We start from the raw sequence: 20125 nt of genomic DNA on the forward strand, positions 1-20125 counted from the left end.
TAAAAAGAGTAAATGAAATTCTGGAGTATTATTACATTAATGATCGTCCTCAACTTCACAGCATTGCCAAGCATTGCTGCTGTTGCTGATTGGGATATCATGTCAACCAATGTAATAGTGAACGAAGAAGAAACCCATTCTCATTACTCATCTCTGTTTTCTGTTTACGAAAAAACACTTCCAAAAACTTTAGATGTTTACGATTATCTTAAGTTCTTTGAGCCTGATATTGAGGGCAGATCTTTCACATTAATAGATGACGATTTTCATCTATCTCCTTTACTGAGCATATTTTCTCCGCCTCCGGAAGCTTAGTCATTTACAATTTACTTATTCAAATCGTCTTCGATTCTGAACATTTTTACATTTCATTAATTTCCAATCATTTTTGATTGATTTTAATCGATTCACTATTTACATCAACGTATTTTTCAATTATCATGAAAAAATCAAAATCTTTCTTTGGAGAAATCAAAGAGAATTTCCCGTCGGGTCTGGTCGTATTTTTGGTGGCTTTACCCCTCTGTTTAGGAATCGCTTTAGCATCTGAAGCACCGCCGTTATCAGGGATTATTGCCGGTATCGTAGGAGGTTTGGTAATCGGGGCAATCAGTAATTCAAATATTTCTGTATCTGGTCCCGCAGCAGGATTAACTGCTATTGTGGCCTCAGCTATAACAGATCTTGGTGCATTTGAACTCTTCCTTTGCGCCGGGATTATTGCAGGAATCATTCAGCTTATTTTAGGGTTTGTAAGAGCCGGAAGTATTTCCAATTACTTTCCTAATAATGTAATTGAAGGAATGCTTGCTGGTATTGGTATCATTATCATTTTAAAACAGATTCCGCATGCTTTGGGATTTGATAAAGATTATGAAGGTCATGAATCTATTTTTGATAAAGGGCTGAACTTCGGATATTTTACCGAACTGCTTGAAGCCATTCATCCGGGTGCTGTTGTAGTCACATTATTTTCTATAGGAATTTTGTTGGCATGGGATAGAATTCCCATTTTAAAAAGAATGAAAATGCTTCCAGGAGCTCTTGTTGCAGTTGTTGCTGGTATTTTACTTAATGAGGTGTTTAAAATGTCCGGCAGCGTCTTAGCCATTGGCAAAGAGCATCTTGTACCACTGCCTGTTCCTAAGTCAATTGAAGATTTTAAGGGATTGATTACATTCCCAAATTTCAGCGGTTTTACAAATTATAAAGTCTGGCTTGCAGGGGCTACAATTGCAGTGGTGGCATCAGTAGAAACACTGCTATGTATTGAAGCATCCGATCGATTAGATACACAAAGAAGAATTACGGATACCAATCTTGAATTAAAAGCTCAGGGAATTGGTAATTTAGTAAGTTCATTAATCGGAGGACTTCCGATGACATCGGTGGTTGTGAGAAGTTCAGCAAATGCCAATGCAGGAGCAACTTCAAAAGCTTCAGCAATGATTCATGGTTTCCTTTTGTTAGTTTGCGTTTTGTCTATTCCGTTTTTATTAAATTTAATTCCGCTGGCAACTCTGGCTGCGGTATTGCTTTTGGTAGGATACAAACTGGCAAAACCTGCTACGTTCAAACATTTCTGGCATTTGGGTAAATTTCAGTTCATACCATTCGTAGCCACTGTGGTAGCAATTGTAGCGACCGATTTGCTGAAAGGTGTCGGAATTGGTCTTGCCATCTCCGTTTTTTATATTCTTCAGGGAAATATGAAACGTGCTTATTATCTGAGCAGAGAAAAACTGGATGATGCAGACGAAATCTCCATCAAACTTGCCGAGGAAGTTTCTTTCCTTAATAAAGCTGCGATCAAAAAGACGTTGAAAAATATCAAACCCAACTCTACAGTGATTATTGATGCGACAACGACGTCGTATATTGCGACCGATGTATTAGAAATGATTCAGGATTTTGCCAATATCCGTGCAAAAGAAGAAGACATTACTGTACAACTGATGGGCTTCAAAACCTCATACAGAGATTACGAAGCCGATGAAGAATCTCATGTGATTATTACTCACAAGAGAGCAATGTAAACAACAATCAATTTTTAATTTTAAATAATAATTCATAAAAATAAATTTATATGAAAGCACATACTTCCGAAACACAGTCGACTATAACTCCTGAAAGGGCATTAGAATTTTTAAAGGAAGGGAATCAAAGATTCGTAGGCAACCTTAAGGCAAACAGAGATCTTCTGGAGCAGGTAAATGCAACACGAGAAGGTCAATGGCCTTTCGCAGTCGTTCTAAGCTGTATCGACAGCCGTACGTCTGCTGAACTCATCTTTGATCAGGGATTGGGTGATATTTTCAGCATCCGAATTGCCGGAAATTTTGTCAATCAGGATATTTTGGGTTCAATGGAATTTGGGTGCAACGTAGCGGGTTCCAAGCTTGTTGTTGTTTTGGGACACACCAAATGCGGAGCTCTAAAAGGCGGACTTGATGCTGCAAAAATCGAGGGAATGGGCATGGACAATCTCAACCACCTTATTGATCACTTTGACCCTATCATCAAGTCGGTAATAGAAGATGGCGAAGAACGCTCTTCAGCAAATATTTCGCTTCTTGAAAGATTAAATCACCATAATGTAAAGAATGCGATTGATGATATCCGCAAACAAAGCTCAACTCTAAAAAGACTTGAGGACGAAGGAAAAATCAAAATTGTAGGCGCCAATTATGATGTTGAGACAGGCGTTGTAACCTGGTTATAAAATATTTTCTCCTTAATTATAATTTCGGCGGGAGCTTTGCTCCCGCCGAAATTTTTATATCAGATTTAAATCAATTGTAATGGCTATTTTCCATTAAATGCAGACATCGTATTTCCAATTCCTGCAAAAACAAATGAAAGGCATGCTTTAGAAAATTTTTCTATTCTTTCACCTAGTTTTTCTGCTTCCTCCAGTGTCCAGGTTCCCAATACGTAATCAACCTGTCTCCCTTCAGAAAACTCTGCGGAAATTCCAAATCGCAGCCTTGCGTAATTCTGGGTCTGCAGACTCTCATGAATGCTCTTCAGTCCATTGTGACCCGCATCAGAACCTTTCATTTTCATTCTTAAAGTTCCGAACGGCAAAGCAAGGTCATCCGTAACAATCATCACATTTTCCAGTGGAATATTTTCTTTCTGCATCCAGAATTTTACAGCATTGCCAGATAAGTTCATATATGTATCAGGTTTTAATATAAAAACCTTTCTGCCCTTGTATTTTCCTTCTGCCATCCATCCAAAATTGGTGGTATTGAAAGAAACATCAAGGCTTTCCGCTATTTTCTCGGCAACCTTAAAACCTATATTGTGACGTGTATTTTCATATTCCGGACCTTTGTTGCCCAAACCGACGATTAAATATTTCATGAGAAATTTTTTGCAAAATTAATAGATATTAAATAAAAAAACTCAATCCTGTGGAGAATTGAGTTTAAATATATTTTTTGATGATATCTTTACATCGGTTTGTAAATATAGTTTACTCCAAAACCTCTTATCATATACGTTTGGGCATCATATCTGTAATCTGTAGAGAAAATTACCGGGGTCGGAATTGGTTGTGTAAGATCTGTGATAGATATTCTTTTCGGACTATTAGGAGATAACATCGAAGATGCATCATCATTATAATCAGTTGCTAAAATTGTAGAAACTTTATATGCAAACGGAAGAAGTGTGTATGGGTTGATTTGAGAATCATAATTCAGGAATTCATATGCATACTTTTCAATTGCAGGACCATTGATACCAGCATTGATTTTACCATAATGTCTTTCAGCTTTTGATACATTATCGCCTAAATATGTATAGGTTGTTTTAGAATAATCTTTATATTCAAAAGGGATTCCTATAGCATCAGGACCATTTTTCATATTGATTACATCTAATTTTCCTGTTGTAGAACTGTAAGTCAGATCGTATAAAACTTTTACTTTAGAATCCAGTGCGTAAGGTCCAGGAGTCGTTGAAGGAGGTACAGGCGCTGCTCTTTTAAAAGTAGATCTGTTTTCTGAAATAATCGTCAATCTCCCTAAATTTCCGTAAGTAAATAGCTGTGTATAAACGATACTATCGGCATCCAGGTCTCCGTCTCCATCATTGTCTAAATGACCTTTGAAATCAATCTGACTGATCTTATCACCGCTCCACATCACATTTGCTACAGAATATTTATCTGTAATAACTCTTGACAAAAGCAAACCATTGTAATGATATTCTGCAATTGTATCAGAATCTGTAATTTCTCTGAATAAAGCTCTCGGACCATTAAATCCGCTTGATTGATTTAAATCGATGAGAGGATTACCTTCTTCATCAACCATATCTTTACAAGAGTGAATAGAAGAAATACCTGCTATAAGTAAAATAAAATAGAAAAGTTGTTTCATTTCCGAAGGGGGATTATTTATTTTTCCACAAATATAATTTTTTTTTGAATAAAAAGCACGTTTTTATTTATATTCTCGCAAAAGTAATAATATAAATCTCGTTATAAAGCCTTGTAAATATACTTCTGAGCTTGAGACTGATCTGAAGTCGGGTAATTCATCGAATCATAAATATAAGTAAAATCGCCACTTACTAATGGAGCTGGTACAGATCCGATAGGTGGATATACAATATTGAAACTCTTTACATTATTAGCCGATAATGATTGGAAATTAGTAGGATGTACCAAACTCCACATTACAAAAAATGTCTTTGGTAAAGTTGTATATGGGTTTATCTTATCATCGTACAGAGGATAATTATATGTACCAGCCGACATTAAAGTAGACATATTTGGAACACCTGTTGCGCTTGTTGTTCCATTTTCTGCTATCACTTTTGTGATATTATCTCCCGTATTGGTAAAGGTATAATTGGTAAACTGAATGTAGGTTGTCCCTGATTTTTTCTTCTCAACAATCTTTGTCATTTTTCCGGAACTATCATATGTATAGGTATATTCCATGTTGAAGTGTGGAGCACCTCCCAAAGTTGTTTGGCAGGTAGTATAATTTATTTTCCCACTAGAATCGTAAGTGATATCAAAATCATATGCAATATTATTAGCCGGAATAGCACCATTAATCTCCTGCCCAAATTTCACTTTTGAAATTTTACCAGAGGTATATGTTGGTGTTCCAATGAAAAATGAAGTTGGACCACTTGCTTCTTGAAAAATAGCTTTCTGAAGAACATTTCCCGTGGTAACAAATTCTTGGTTAGTCACATTATTGACAACTATTTTATGCAAAATTCTTGGTCCTGTAATTGTGGGACCAGTAGATCCACTTCCTCCTGTACCTGTTGAGGGATTATTTTTATTATTATTGATGGGATCATCCGTTGTGTTATCGCAAGAGAACATAAAGCCAAGAAGTAATGCTGCCACTACTTTAAAAAAGTTGTTTCTAATCATAGTTTTTATTTTTAGTCGCACAAATATAATTAATTTTCAATACGACTTGAGTTATTTTAAATATTTAATAAAAAAAATCTAAAAACTTTCGCTTTTAGACTTAGATTATGTTAAATAATTCAAAAAATCAGAAATACAAATATGACTTAAAGATCAAGAATAGACTTCAGCAAGACATTTACTTCGTCCACATTCTGCACACCATCTTTCCGCATCATCAATTGATTACCTTCTTTTCCGATTTTTTCCTTCAATTGTGCCTGTGAAGGATTTTGAGTTAAATAGCTGATAATATGTCTGAATTTATCAGTCTGATAAAATTTATCCTGTGGATTATTTGGGAAATATCCGAGGAAAATCCCATTTTTCATGACGATTTTTTCAAAACCAATGTCTGCGGCAAGCCATTTCAAAGCAACACTTTTTAATAAATTGATTGCTTCAGAAGGTAAGATTCCAAAACGGTCTGTCAATTCAGATTCAAATTTCTGAAGATCTTTTTCATTATCAATTTCAGCCAGTTTTTGATAGAGCAAAAGTCTTTCTTCTGTACTTGAAATATACGAATCCGGAAGCATAAGCTCTAAATCGGTATCAATATTGACTTCTTTTACCGTTTTAAATAACTTCTGACGGTCTGCTTCATTTTCAAACAGATTTTCAAAATCTTTGTCATCTTTTAATTCTTCAAGAGCTTCCTGCATCATTTTCTGATAGGTTTCAAATCCCATTTCATTGATAAATCCGCTTTGTTCTCCTCCCAGCAAATCTCCTGCTCCACGTATTTCCAGATCTTTCATCGCAATCTGAAAACCACTTCCCAAATCTGAAAACTGCTCAATCGCTTCCAGTCTTTTTCTGGCATCAGAGGTCACCATATCCAAAGGGGGCGTTATCAGATAACAGAAAGCTTTCCTGTTACTTCTACCAACACGACCTCTCATCTGGTGAAGATCTGCCATCCCAAAACGTTGGGCGTCATTTATAAACATGGTATTCGCATTAGGAACATCTACTCCACTTTCTACGATTGTTGTTGCAACCAGAACATCATATTTACCTTCCATGAAATCAAGAACATTCTTTTCAAGCTGTTTGCCTTCCATTTGTCCGTGACCGGTGATTACTCTCGCATCAGGAACTAATCTTTGAATCAATCCGGCAATATCTTTCAGATTTTCAACCCTGTTGTTGATAAAATAAACCTGTCCGTCACGCTGCAATTCGTAAGAAACCGCATCACGAATAATTTCTTCACTAAAACCGACCATGTGAGTTTCCACAGGTTGCCTGTTGGGCGGCGGCGTTTTAATCACCGATAAATCTCTCGCAGCCATTAACGAAAACTGCAAAGTTCTCGGAATTGGCGTTGCGGTCAGAGTAAGTGTATCAATATTAGATTTTAATGTTTTTAATTTATCTTTTACGGCAACTCCAAATTTATGTTCTTCATCAATAATCAGTAAACCTAAATCTTTAAATTTTACTTTTTCGGAAGCTAACTGATGTGTACCAATCACAATGTCTACTTTTCCGTCTTTCAAACCAGCAATAGTTTCAGCTTTTTGTTTTGCTGTTCTGAATCTGTTTAGATAAGAAATATTTACAGGAAAATCTTTTAACCTGTCTTTAAAACTTCTGTAATGCTGAAACGCCAGAATTGTAGTCGGAACCAAGATCGCCACCTGCTTTCCGTCTGTTGCAGCTTTGAAAGCAGCACGGATGGCGACTTCCGTTTTCCCGAAACCTACGTCACCACAAACCAATCGATCCATCACAGTTTCGGCTTCCATGTCATTTTTTACATCAATGGTCGCTTTTTCCTGATCTGGAGTATCTTCATAAAGGAAACTTGCCTCAAGCTCATTCTGCAAATAAGAATCTGGTGTGTAGGCAAAACCTTTGGCGGTTTTCCGTTCCGCATATAATTTAATTAGATCAAATGCAATCTGCTTTACTTTAGCTTTTGTTTTCTGCTTTAACGATTTCCAGGCAGGCGAACCAAGCTTGCTCAAAACTACCTCTTTCCCATCGGGACCGTTGTATTTTGAAATTTTATGCAAAGAATGAATACTTACATATAACAGGTCTCCATTTTTATAAGTCAGTTTAAAACATTCCTGAATTTTGCCATCATTATTCACTTTCACCAATCCCATGAATTTTCCGATTCCGTGGTCGATGTGTGCGATGTAATCTCCGACCTTTAACGACATCAGATCTTTCAGCGTCAATTGTTCAGATTTGGCAAACGTGTTTTTTGCTTTATATCTTTGATAACGGTCAAAAATCTGGTGATCGGTATAGACCAAAAGCTTGTGATCTGCGTCTACAAAACCTTCATGAAGTTCAGATTTAAAACTTTTAAATGAAATCTTAGTAGAGCCGGACTGAGCAAAATCGATGTCCTCAAAAATAGATTCTAACCTTTCTTTCTGTTTATCGGTAGAAAAAGAAATCCATGTATCAAAACCCTGCTGCTGTTTTTCTTCTAAATCTTCAATTAATAATTCAAAATTTTTGTGAAAAGAAGGCTGTTGCGTTTGATTGAGCTGGAGTATTTCAGATTTGGAGAGTTGGAGAGTCTGCGAACTGAAATCTATCGTTTTAAATTTCTTGTGATCAAATAAAAACTCTTCATCTGAAATAAATAATTCCTGCGGAGTTCTGTGTGAAATATCTTTGCTTAATGTTTGATATTTTTCTAAAGATTTCTCATAAAAGCTTCGGATTTTATTTAAACCTACAACAGCATTTTTAGAAACTACAAAACTGTCTTTCGGCAGAAGTTCAAGTAAAGAAACACGGCTTCCTGAAACTGAAAAGTTCATATTCGAAACCAACTGAAAATCTTTTACTTTATCGACTGAAAGCTGGGTTTCAATATCAAAAGTTTTAATGCTTTCAACCTCATTTCCAAAGAAAGTAATACGGTAAGGTTTCTCGTTGGAATACGAAAAAACGTCTACAATTCCTCCACGTACAGAAAATTCTCCGGGTTCTGAAACAAAATCGGTCTGCTGAAACTGGTAATGCGATAGTAATTCGTCTACAAAATCAAAATCAAGCTGATCGCCAACTTTTATATGATGAGAAATCGCCTTAAAATCTTCTTTCTTCAAAACCTTTTCAGATAAAGCTCCCATATAACCCACAATGACTTTCGGAGATTTTTCAGAATTTATTTTATTTAAAACATCGGTCCGTAAAACAAGATTGGCGTTCTGCGTTTTCTCAACCTGATAGGGCTCAAGGTGTGTTGCCGGAAAGTATAAAACCTTTTCTTTTCCGAGCAGATCTTCCATTTCGGTATTGATGTACAGAGCTTCTTCTTTATCGTCAACGAGGTAAAGAATAGTTTTTTTCTGTGTAAGAAACAATTCGGCAGTAAAAATAGAAACCGAAGAACCCGCACTTCCCTTTACTGAAAGATGCTGATGATTTTCAAGTTGTGCGAAAATTTCTTTTCCAAATTCTTTTTTTAAAAGGTCAGGAAGAAAGCTTTCTTTTATGGTTTTTAAATGCATAAATAATATAAGTGTAAACGACAAAAGCGATTTCGGAAGAGTTCCGAAACCGTTTTAGCATTACAAAGATAGTGCTATTTTTATTTTGCGATAAAAACGCATGGTTGTAAATTAACAAATGATAATAATAATTGATCAAAAATCACAATTTATTATTAAAAAGCCCAAAAAAAGTTAAAAATAATTTGATTTTTCAATATACGGCACAGTGTTTGAAAAGTCTTCTTCCATAAACCGAAATATTAAATATTATGAAAAATGTAATCAAAATTTTAGGCGTTTTTATGCTGGTAATGTTCACGGCAATCTCTTTCACTTCTTGTAGTGATGATGACGATCCGGCAAACAATGATTTCTTTGCAGGAACTTATAGAGGAAGCATATCTTACAATGACGGATCTACTACAATTGGGACAGACAACGGAGAAGTATTCGTAACAAAAATCGCAAGCGGTACGAAGTATAATTTTGCCTTCTCAAACAGCATCCCAGATCTTAACGGGGTAGAATTTGAACAGCAAGGTGACAATGTGCTGGTAAGTGTAGGGTCTACTGCAACTTCTTACATCAGAATTGACAACAATGAGTTGAAAATTGCTTATGCAAAAGACGGAAAAATCTGGACAGCCAACTGTACAAGATAATAACTATTCATACATATCCGGAACCTGCTCCTTTTTTTGGGAGCAGGTTTTTTTTATTATAAATTCAGTAAGAGTAAATGCAATCAATGAATCTGCCGTAACTGATCTTAAGTTTTTTTTAATCTGTAATAAACTACAGTTAAGACTTTCAAAAAAAGATTTTTATATTAAGATTTTGCATACATTTACTTAAACAAAAACAATAAATATCTACGAATGAAAAAATTTCTTACCGCAATGTCAATAGTTTTAGGATTAGGACTTGCAAATGCCCAACAAGTCGCCCCTGCTACAAAATCTACTGTAAAGCAAACCACTAAAACAGTAAAAGCTGTAAAAGCAGAACCAGCTAAACCCGCTGCTAAGCTTAAAAAAGATGGTACTCCTGATAAAAGATACAAAGAAAATCAAAAATTAAAAAAAGACGGAACACCTGATAAAAGGTTTAAAGCAAACAAATAATTAACATTAAAAAAATGTTATTTTTCATAATCAAATTTCGAAGAACCGATAAATAAAATTTATCGGTTTTTTTGTGTTTAATCTTAAAATATTTGACAGAATTCTATACTTATTTATAAATTTGAACCATGTTAAACTTCTTCAAGAAAAATGCAGCTTTGATCTGGGCAAATAACCATGTGCAGAAAGCGAATGATTTTAAGCAAAATGCAGAAAAAAATCAGGAGAAACTGCTTTTGTCATTGGTGAAAACTGCCGAGAAAACGCTTTTTGGAAGAGAACATCAGTTTGAAAACATCAGATCTATTGAGGATTTTCAGAAGAATGTGCAGATTGCAGACTATGAAGACCTCAAACCCTACATCGAAAAAGTAAAAAAAGGGCAGCGCAATATTCTCTGGACAGACACTCCGGAATATTTTGCTAAAACTTCCGGAACTACTTCCGGCTCAAAATACATTCCGATCTCAAAAGAGGGAATGCCGTTTCAGGTTGCAGGAGCTCAAAGTGCTTTGTTTCATTATATTTCAAAAAAAGGAAACGCAGATTTCGTCAACGGGAAAATGATCTTCCTGCAGGGAAGCCCGGAACTGGAAGAGGTTTTTGGGATCAAAACGGGTCGTCTTTCCGGAATTGTGGCGCATCACATCCCAAATTATCTTCAGAAAAACCGTCTTCCAAGCTGGGAAACCAATCTGATGGAAGACTGGGAGGCCAAAGTTGATAAAATCGTTGAAGAAACGGAAAAAGAAAACATGACCCTGATTTCCGGAATACCACCGTGGCTGATTATGTATTTTGAAAAACTGATTGAGAAAAACGGCAAAAAGATCAAACAGCTTTTCCCAAATCTCCAGTTGATCGTAACAGGCGGCGTGAATTACGAACCGTACCGCGAAAAGATGGAAGAACTTTTGGGCGGGAAAGTAGACATCGTTCAGACATTTCCTGCTTCGGAAGGTTTTTTTGCTTTTCAGGATGATTATACAAAAGAAGGACTTTTACTCTTAACCAATCATGGGATTTTCTACGAATTTGTTCCTTTAGAACAATATGGAAAGCCCAATGCACATAGATTAACTTTAAATGAAACCGAACTCCATAAAGATTATGCTTTGATCTTAACTACAAATTCAGGATTGTGGGCATATTCTATTGGTGATGTAGTAAGATTTATTGATAAAAATCCGCACCGGATTTTGGTCAGTGGCAGAACCAAACATTTCACCTCCGCTTTTGGCGAGCATGTGATCGCTTTTGAGGTGGAGGAAGCGATGAAAGCAACGGTTGAGAAATTTCCTGCACAAATTACAGAATTTCATTTAGCTCCAGAAGTTAATCCACAAGAAGGATTGCCTTATCACGAATGGTTTATTGAATTTGAAAAAGAACCTGAAAATTTAGATGTATTTAAAGCGGAGCTCGATGATCAGCTTAGAAGAAGAAATACTTATTATGACGATTTAATATCCGGAAATATTCTTCAGAAATTAAAGATCAGTAAACTTTCAAAAAATGCTTTTCAGGAATATGCAAAATCTGAAGGTAAACTGGGTGGTCAAAATAAAATTCCGAGATTGGCTAATGACAGAAAAATCGGAGATTTATTGAAAATTTATAAAATTTAAGCACATTTTCTTTATTCCGAAAAGATATATTCAAAAAAAATTATAAATTTGGAAAACTAAAATTTAATAATGAAAGCATCTGTACTTTTAAAATCATCTTTACTAACGGGTTTATTTGTCATCTCATCTTGTGCTACCACAAAGTACAGCGAAAATATCTCAACAAATAATTATTCTAACCTTGAAGCAGGAAAAATATATGTTGTAACACCAAGAGACGGATCTAAAAAACAGACCATCCTTTTCAGAAACATCAGTGGTGAAAACATCATCGGTACCGCAGGTAAAAAAGACAGTGCAGAAATAATCATTCCTAAGTCTAACATCGCATCTGTAAAAGACAGGTCTAAAGCGAGAGTTGTAGGCGGAGCTGCGGTGATAGGAGCAGCAGGTGTTGCTGCAATCGTGATCAGCGCATTAAGAGCCGACTAAATAGATTTTATCTTTCAGAGGATATTTTATTTATCTTTTGAAAATCTCAATATAAGATAGCCCTGAATAAATATTTAGGGCTATTTTTGCGAAATGATTTCTCTTACACCGCTTAAAACCTTAGAAAATATAGAATTCAGAAATCTTCTTACCGGTAGATTTTTTATTGTTTTAGCATTCAGAATGCTTGCCACCTTACTCGGATGGTGGGTATATCAATTGACAAAAGATCCTTTTTCAATAGGATTGATAGGACTTTCGGAGGTAATTCCGGCGGTGAGCTGCGCATTGTACGCAGGTCATGTTATCGATATGAACGAAAAGAAAAAGCTGCTGCTCATCTGCACATACCTGTATGTTTTTTTGATCGGGCTTCTTTTAATTCCTGCATTTTTCAATGTTGAGCTTCATTTTTCCGGACACGAGATTACCTATTTTATCTACGGAGTTGTCTTTTTCACAGGAATTGTGCGGGCATTTATAGGTCCTATTGTTCCGTCGATGATCCCGAAAATCGTTCAAAAGGTGAATCTTCCTAGTGCTATTACATTAAATCAGGCTACATTTTTGGTTTCATCAGTTTGCGGTCATGCCGCAGGCGGATTTTTGATCGGTTTGTTTGGTGAAAAATGGACATTAGTTGTGATTATTTCTCTAATATCTATTGCTTCAATATTTTTCTGGCAGCTTCAAAAACAGTTTTCAGAATATAAAAAAGAAGAGATCAAAGTATTGGAAAGTATGCGTGAAGGAATTTCTTATATTTTTAAAACAAAAGAAATTCTCGGAGCACTTTGTCTGGATATGTTTGCAGTACTTTTCGGTGGTGCGGTAGCCATGATTCCTGTTTTTGCTACAGATATTCTGAAATCCGGCGCTGAAGGTTTCGGATTATTGAATGCTGCTTCAGACATCGGTTCGATGATCATCATTACTACTCTTTCGATTATCCCTTTAAGAAAAAATCAGGGTAAAGTTTTGCTTGCTGTGGTTGCAGGATTTGGGCTTTGTATTATCGGTTTCGGGTTGTCACATTATTATTGGCTGTCATTTATGTTTTTGGTTTTAAGCGGAATGCTCGACGGAATATCGGTTGTTATCCGAGGTACGATTGTTCAGTTGAAAACTCCGGATCATATAAGGGGCAGAGTTTTGAGCGTCAATTCTATTTTTATCATGTCGAGCAACGAAATGGGACAATTTGAAAGCGGATTGATGGCAAAACTTTTGGGCGTTGTGCGTTCTGTAGTGTTCGGAGGCAGCATGACTGTACTAATTGCTCTGATTGTGGGAGCCACTAATCATAAGCTCAGGAAAATGCAATATTAGGAGACAATCATCGTTGTCTTTAAATACATTCTAAAAACTTAAACATAAGCTTATTATTTTTTTTATATTTGTATTAAATATTTTTCGAAAATGAAAAAAACTCTACTCATTTTTTTATTGATCCTATCTCAGGTATTTTCTGCGCAGTCAGATTGTCCTACAGCTATTACAGTTTGTGGAAATTCGGGAATATCATATACACCATCAGGTCCGGGAAATATCCTTGAAGATCTTGGCGGCTGTCTTACTGATGACGAAAACTTTTCTGTGTGGTATACATTTTCTATTGCAACCGCAGGAACTTTAACATTTACCATTAATCCAAATGTATTTGCTGACGATTACGATTTCGGAGTGTATGGTCCCAATAAACCTTGCGGAACTTTAGGCGCGCCGATCAGATGTAACTTTTCAGGAGCTGATGGTCCTACAGGTCTGAATTTAACAACGGTGCATCCGACTGTAAACGGGCAATGGAGCGGTTTTATGAATGTGCTTCCGGGAGAAGTATATTATCTTGTGGTTGATAACTTTTCAAACAGTCCGAACGGTTTTACTCTTACATGGGGTGGTACCGCTACACTGGCTTCACCATTCAATGATCCGGGACTGATTACAAATCCTTTTATTGCTCCGGGACTCCCAAATGCAAACCCAAATTCTCCGAATGAGGTGGTGGTTTGTACTAATCCTGCAATATTTGATTTCAGCACATTAAGTCCTGGAATTATCAATGGTAATGCTAATTTTACTGTTTCTTACCATTATAATACCAACGACCTTTTGACAGGTGACAATCCTATTACAACTCCTGTTTCCGTAAATACTACAGACACTTATTATTACAGTATTACTTATACAGATCCTACAAATCCTAATAATCCTATCAACAGGTGTAAGCAAACCGGCGAATTTAAATTCAAAGACGGATCTATAGTCGCCACAGATGCCACTCTCACAGAATGTAACAATAATAATGAGGGAACTGCTGTTTTTAATCTCACAACAGCCAATGTCATTAATATTCCTACCGCCACTAAAAAGTATTATCCTTCAATGTTTGATTTGAATGCCAATACCAATGAAATCACGAATCCTTACCAGTATTTATCTGCAGGAGGATCGGTTTTTGTTTTGGTAACATCAGAATTCGGATGTACGGATATCGCAGAAATTAAATTGAATTTTTATCCTGTCGTTGTCGTTACGGAAGCAACTCTGAGAGCCTGCTTTATAGAAACAAATCCTTCAACAGGTTTATTCAATCTTGGTAATGCCAACGTAACAGCACTTACCGGTGCTACTAAAAAATATTATCCGTCAGCAACTGATGCAGTCAATCAGACTAATGAAATCCCAAGCGCAAGTGCCTCCAATTACATTGCACCAAACGGCGTTGTCTATGTAAGAGTAACCAGCACAAACGGATGTTATAATGTTGCAAAAGTTACTTTAGTGGTAATTCCTCCTGTCTATTCTACCGTATTGATAGATAAAGTAATCTGTATTGAAGATAAAACTACTTTAGATGCAGGACCTGGATTCAGCGGATATGAATGGAGTACCGGAGCAACAACCCAAACTATATCAAACGTAGGAGTGGGAACTTACTGGGTAAAGCTTACAACCGGAGACTGTACAGCGATTCAAAATGTGAAAGTATATGCAACAGAACAACCTGTAGTTTCAAATATTGATATTAGCAACAACTCTGTTACTGTTAATGTATTAGGAGGAACACCAGCTTATCAGTATTCACTGGATCATGTACACTGGCAGGATTCTAATGTATTTACAGACCTTACAAGAGGTGACTATACAGTTTATGTAAAAGATTCATATGACTGTAATCCGATGGAAGTAAATTTTGTAGTACCCAACATTATCAATGTGATCACACCAAACGGAGACGGTGTAAATGATGTGATTGACTACTCTGCTTTAGGAAGCAGGTCTAATTTGGTATTAACCATTTTCGACAGATACGGAACTAAAATTCATCAGGCAGACAAATCAAATAACTACACATGGAACGGAACGGTAGCCGGTAAAAAAATACCTACAGGCACCTATTGGTATTCTGTAACATGGAACGAAAACAATAAAAACAAGACACCTATCAAATTCTCAGGATGGGTAATGGTAAAAAACAGAGATTAGTCTCTGTAATAATAACAGTAAAGAAATCGCATCTGAGCGATTTCTTTACATTTTAAACCTAAATGCATTATTTTTTTTAAATTTGCTTTAAATTCATTTCACATGAAAAAATTACTACTCTTTTTTGTTTTAATAATATCGCAGTTATTTTACTCGCAATCTGACTGTATTTCAGCGATTCCTGTTTGTGGAAACTCTGGTTTTTCATATAATTCACAAGATGATGGAAATATTGCTGAAGAGCTTGGAGGATGCTTGTCAACCGATGAAAGATATACTGTTTGGTATACCTTTACCATTGCTACATCGGGAACTTTAACTTTCACTATTGACCCTGCTGTATTTGCAGACGATTACGATTTTGGTGTATATGGACCAAATTTAACATGCACCACGCTAGGAAATCCAATCAGATGTAATTATTCAGGAGCCGATGGACCAACGGGACTTTCTTTAACATCAACAGACCCCAATGGCGGTACTTTTGGACAGTGGAGCAGTTATATGGATGTGGTTGCAGGTCAGACTTATTATCTGGTTATTGATAACTTTTCTCAGTCGCAAACTGGTTTTTCTTTAAATTGGGGAGGTACGGCTACTCTGACTTCAGCGTTTAATAATCCGGCACTTACTCCTAACCCTTTTATAACTCCCGGTACACCAAGCGCAACTCCTAATGCCCCCAACGAAATATTAAAGTGTGCATTACCAATGCAGTTTGATTTTACAACTCTTTCTGCTGGTATCATCAATGGAAATGCTAATTTCACCGTTACTTATCATGATACAGAAAACAATGCCATCACAGGAAGTTCACCACTTACCACTGCATTAATAAACGGGACAACAATTTATTATTATAGATTAAAATATACAGATCCTGCAGATCCTGCCAATCCAATAAACGGATGTTTTCAGCTAGGAACTTTTAAATTTAAACAAGGAAATATCGTTGCAAGTAACGCTACTATTTTTGCCTGTAACAACAATGGCGAAGGCTCTGCAACATTTAATCTGGCTACTGCGCCGGTTTTTGCAGATGCAACAGCAACGAAGAAATACTATACTTCATTGGCTGACCTTAATGCCAATATCAATGCAATCACAAATCCAACCGCTTATGTGTCTTCTGCACCAAAAACAATTTATGTAAAAGTAACCTCTGTAGAAGGCTGTACAGATGATTCTGAAATTACTTTAAATTATTACCCAGTTGTTGTTTTAACTCCTGTAACATTAGAATCTTGCTATATCGAAAATGCTATCACAAATGCCGTATTTGATTTAACCTCAGCAAATGTTACGACACAAACAGGCAGCACAAAAAGATTCTTTAAAACTCAGGTCAATGCTTTGGCAGGAACTAATGAAATTTTAAATCCCACCAACTATATCAGTGAAAATGGTGAAGTGTATGTGAGAGTAACCAGTGGAGATGGCTGTTACGCAATCACAAAAATCACTCTTAAAGTTTTACCTCCTGTAAAATCTACAGTTTTAAAAGATAAGACTATTTGTATTGAAGACAGAACCACTCTAGATGCAGGACCAGGATTTGACGGATATGAGTGGAATACAGGCGCAACGACACAGACTATTCAAGGCGTACCTGTTGGTGCTTATTGGGTAAAATTAAAAACAGGTAAATGTTTTACATTGCAACAGGTAAATATTTACGCTGCACAACAGCCAGTAATTGCCAGTTTAGATATTACAAACAACACCATCACAGTGAATGCTTCAGGCGGAACAGCTCCTTATCAATATTCATTGGATGGTATTACATGGCAAGACTCAAACATCTTCAACAATCTTCCAAGAGGTGAAAACAAAATCTACTTAAAAGATTCTTTCGATTGTAATCCTATTCTAGTTCAGGTGACAGTTCCGAATCTGGTAAATGCGATCACTCCAAACGGAGATAATGTAAATGACGAGGTAGATTACTCAGCTTTAGCTTACAAAAAAGATTTGATCTTTACCGTCTACAACAGATACGGAAACAAAATTTACGAATCAGACAGGATGAGAAATTACAAATGGAACGGAACCTCAGGCGGTAAGAAAATCGTTACCGGAACATATTGGTACACTATCTCATGGACTGAAACCGATGCAAACAGTACCCAGACGAAATACAGCGGATGGATATTGGTAAAAAACAGAGAATAAATTTATTTTCATCATATTAAAATCACCTCAGAAACGGGGTGATTTTTTTATTAACATCACTCAACAACCTTTTAATATTGTGATTTTATAAGTTATCAACAATAAATATTAATTACTCACTTCAAAATTATTTTTTAAATAAACTATATTTGCAGCATGGCGCAGAAAGAAACATTATCATCTCTTACACAAGGAAACTTTGCCAGAGAATTGTCGATTGCAGATGGAAAAATGCCCCCCAATGCAGTAGATTTTGAAAGACTGGTTATAGGTACTTTTTTAATTGATAAAAAAGGGCTTGATCACTCTATTGACCTTTTGACACCCGAAGTTTTTTACGATCCCAGACACTCGGTGATATTTGAAGTTATTCTAAAACTGTACGAAGGAAACAGTCCTGTTGATTTGATGACCGTTATTCAGGAACTTAAAAAAACTGATAAATTAAGTTCTGCAGGTGGTGATCATTATATTATTGAACTGACAATGGGGGTGAGTTCTTCTGCCCACATCGAATATCACGTCCGTGTCATCTTAGAAAAATATATCCTAAGAAGTTTAATCAATGTTTCAGCAAACGTTATTGATACTTCTTATAAAGAATCTACCGACGTTTTTGAACTTTTAGATAAAGCCGAACAATCATTTTTTGAAATCACCAACGGAACCATCAAAAAAGGATTTGATACTGCAAATACATTGGTAAAACAAGCTATTGATACGATTAAATCTTTAAAAGACAAAGAAGGAATCTCCGGAGTTCCGTCAGGATTTACCGATGTTGATAAAGAAACCGGAGGCTGGCAAAATTCAGATTTAATTATCATTGCTGCACGTCCGGCGATGGGGAAAACTGCATTTTTGCTTTCTATGGCAAGAAATATTGCGGTGGGTCACAAGATTCCGATGGCGTTATTCTCTCTCGAGATGGCATCTGTACAGCTGATCACCAGGATGATCGCTTCTGAAACTAAAATTTCTTCAGAAAAACTCAGAAAAGGACAAATGAGCGATGAAGAATGGCAACGACTGTTCTCCAACGTTTCAGAACTGGAAAATGCTCCTTTATATATCGACGAAACTCCTTCCCTTTCGATTTTTGACTTCCGTGCGAAATGCCGAAGACTGGTAATGCAGCATGGGGTAAGAATCATCATGGTCGATTATCTCCAGCTGATGACCGCAAGCAGCGGCGGAAAAGGAGGCGGAAACCGTGAACAGGAAATCGCAATGATTTCTCGTTCTTTAAAAGCAATTGCAAAAGAATTGAATGTTCCTGTAATTGCACTTTCCCAGCTGTCAAGAACTGTAGAAACCCGTCCCGGAAAAAGACCTCAGCTTTCAGATTTGAGGGAATCGGGAGCTATTGAGCAGGATGCGGATATTGTATCGTTTATCTTCAGACCAGAATATTATAAAATTGCAGTTTGGGACAACGATGAAGAAGGACAGGAATCTTCTACCGAAAACCAGGCAGAACTTATCATAGCTAAACACAGGAATGGTGCAACAGCCGATGTGAGACTTTCATTTATGAAGCATTTTGCGAAGTTTGGTGATCTTGATTTATATGGAAACAACGATTACGGATATCCTTCAGGTGGTAACCAATCATCTGAACCGAGCGGTTTTGAAAAAATAAAAACTACAATTCAACCCGGTGCAGCATTTGACTTGCCGGATAACTCTAAAGTTTCTGGCTCTTCAATGAATGATCTGGATGATGAGGATGATTTTCCTTTTTAATTCAAATCATAGGCTTACATAAACTTGACCATCCAATTTATTGATTAAACTGAACCTTAGTCTAAAACCAAAGATTTGAGAATTGAAATCTATACAGACGGCGCATGCAGCGGGAATCCCGGCAAAGGAGGTTACGGAATCCTCATGAAAGTTCCTGAAAAAAATTATCAGAAAACTTTCTCAAAAGGTTTCAGAAAAACCACCAACAACAGAATGGAATTGTTGGCTGTAATCACCGCTTTGGAAAAACTGAAATCTACTGAAAATGACATTCATATTTTCACAGACAGCAAATATGTTTCAGACGCCATCAACCAAAACTGGATCGCCGGGTGGATAAAAAGAGGCTGGAAAAACGTGAAAAATCCTGACCTCTGGAAGCGTTTTATCGCCCTTTTTAATCAGCATCAGCCAAAAATGCATTGGGTAAAAGGTCATGCAGGCCATTTTGAAAATGAACTCTGCGACAAATTGGCTGTGGCAGCGGCAAATGCGCCTAATCTTGAAATCGATTCTTATTTTGAGAATATTGACAATAATTCATTATTTTAATAGATAAATTTTGAATCATTCTAACTTCAGATTAAATATTTTAGTTATTCTTTTATAAATCACGAC

At 36.4% G+C, this 20125-nt stretch carries 16 protein-coding genes; 12 read left to right on the forward strand and 4 right to left on the reverse strand.

The genetic code is table 11. The features are described from left to right. Positions 1-12 precede the first annotated feature (12 nt). The 3 genes from AC4FQ5_RS10155 (at position 13) to AC4FQ5_RS10165 (ending at position 2722) form a co-directional block, all read left to right on the forward strand. Complete coding sequence (locus AC4FQ5_RS10155; RefSeq protein WP_300350103.1) at positions 13-315, forward strand: hypothetical protein; 303 nt, start codon at positions 13-15, stop codon at positions 313-315. A gap of 125 nt (positions 316-440) precedes the next feature. Beyond that, positions 441-2036: a SulP family inorganic anion transporter gene (locus AC4FQ5_RS10160; RefSeq protein ID WP_491142959.1), complete on the forward strand. Its 1596-nt coding sequence runs from the start codon at positions 441-443 to the stop codon at positions 2034-2036. A 50-nt stretch (positions 2037-2086) separates the two neighbouring features. Next, the gene (locus AC4FQ5_RS10165; RefSeq protein WP_491142961.1) at positions 2087-2722 is read left to right on the forward strand and encodes a carbonic anhydrase family protein; all 636 of its coding nucleotides are present in this window, start codon (positions 2087-2089) and stop codon (positions 2720-2722) included. A gap of 83 nt (positions 2723-2805) precedes the next feature. Here AC4FQ5_RS10165 and pth read toward each other — a convergent pair whose 3' ends face one another. The 4 genes from pth to mfd form a co-directional block, all read right to left on the reverse strand. Next, positions 2806-3369: an aminoacyl-tRNA hydrolase gene (pth, locus tag AC4FQ5_RS10170; RefSeq protein ID WP_491142962.1), complete on the reverse strand. Its 564-nt coding sequence runs from the start codon at positions 3367-3369 to the stop codon at positions 2806-2808. An 89-nt stretch (positions 3370-3458) separates the two neighbouring features. Next, entirely contained in the window at positions 3459-4391 is a 933-nt protein-coding gene (locus AC4FQ5_RS10175) for a hypothetical protein (protein ID WP_491142964.1), read from the reverse strand. A gap of 101 nt (positions 4392-4492) precedes the next feature. Continuing rightward, entirely contained in the window at positions 4493-5407 is a 915-nt protein-coding gene (locus AC4FQ5_RS10180) for a hypothetical protein (protein WP_491142966.1), read from the reverse strand. A gap of 146 nt (positions 5408-5553) precedes the next feature. Next, positions 5554-8934, reverse strand: a complete 3381-nt coding sequence (mfd, locus tag AC4FQ5_RS10185; RefSeq protein ID WP_491142968.1) for a transcription-repair coupling factor — start codon at positions 8932-8934, stop codon at positions 5554-5556. 251 nt (positions 8935-9185) lie between these two features. Between mfd and AC4FQ5_RS10190 the strand changes: the two genes are divergently transcribed. The 9 genes from AC4FQ5_RS10190 to rnhA all read left to right on the forward strand — a co-directional run bounded on the left by AC4FQ5_RS10190 (position 9186) and on the right by rnhA (position 20059). Further along, a complete protein-coding gene (locus AC4FQ5_RS10190) occupies positions 9186-9578 on the forward strand; it encodes a hypothetical protein (RefSeq protein ID WP_491142970.1) in 393 nt (130 codons plus the stop codon). 216 nt (positions 9579-9794) lie between these two features. Next, positions 9795-10040, forward strand: a complete 246-nt coding sequence (locus AC4FQ5_RS10195) for a hypothetical protein (protein WP_491142971.1) — start codon at positions 9795-9797, stop codon at positions 10038-10040. A 128-nt stretch (positions 10041-10168) separates the two neighbouring features. Further along, positions 10169-11668 (forward strand): GH3 auxin-responsive promoter family protein, encoded by a 1500-nt coding sequence (locus tag AC4FQ5_RS10200; protein WP_491142973.1) that lies wholly within the window; start codon positions 10169-10171, stop codon positions 11666-11668. A gap of 69 nt (positions 11669-11737) precedes the next feature. Then, complete coding sequence (locus AC4FQ5_RS10205) at positions 11738-12100, forward strand: hypothetical protein (protein ID WP_491142975.1); 363 nt, start codon at positions 11738-11740, stop codon at positions 12098-12100. Positions 12101-12193: 93 nt separating this feature from the next. Further along, positions 12194-13429, forward strand: coding sequence for an MFS transporter (locus AC4FQ5_RS10210; protein ID WP_491142977.1), 1236 nt, complete (start codon positions 12194-12196; stop codon positions 13427-13429). A gap of 90 nt (positions 13430-13519) precedes the next feature. Beyond that, on the forward strand, positions 13520-15589 hold the full coding sequence (locus AC4FQ5_RS10215) for an FIDD domain-containing protein (protein WP_491142979.1): 2070 nt from the start codon (positions 13520-13522) through the stop codon (positions 15587-15589). A 102-nt stretch (positions 15590-15691) separates the two neighbouring features. Continuing rightward, positions 15692-17761 (forward strand): FIDD domain-containing protein, encoded by a 2070-nt coding sequence (locus AC4FQ5_RS10220; RefSeq protein WP_491142981.1) that lies wholly within the window; start codon positions 15692-15694, stop codon positions 17759-17761. Between the two features lie 156 nt (positions 17762-17917). Further along, complete coding sequence (gene dnaB, locus AC4FQ5_RS10225; RefSeq protein ID WP_491142983.1) at positions 17918-19507, forward strand: replicative DNA helicase; 1590 nt, start codon at positions 17918-17920, stop codon at positions 19505-19507. 75 nt (positions 19508-19582) lie between these two features. Beyond that, positions 19583-20059 carry a ribonuclease HI gene (rnhA, locus tag AC4FQ5_RS10230; RefSeq protein WP_491142985.1) on the forward strand — a complete coding sequence of 159 codons (477 nt, stop codon included), beginning with the start codon at positions 19583-19585 and terminating at the stop codon, positions 20057-20059. Positions 20060-20125: the final 66 nt, after the last annotated feature.

It is taken from the genome of Chryseobacterium sp. DT-167, from assembly GCF_058310155.1.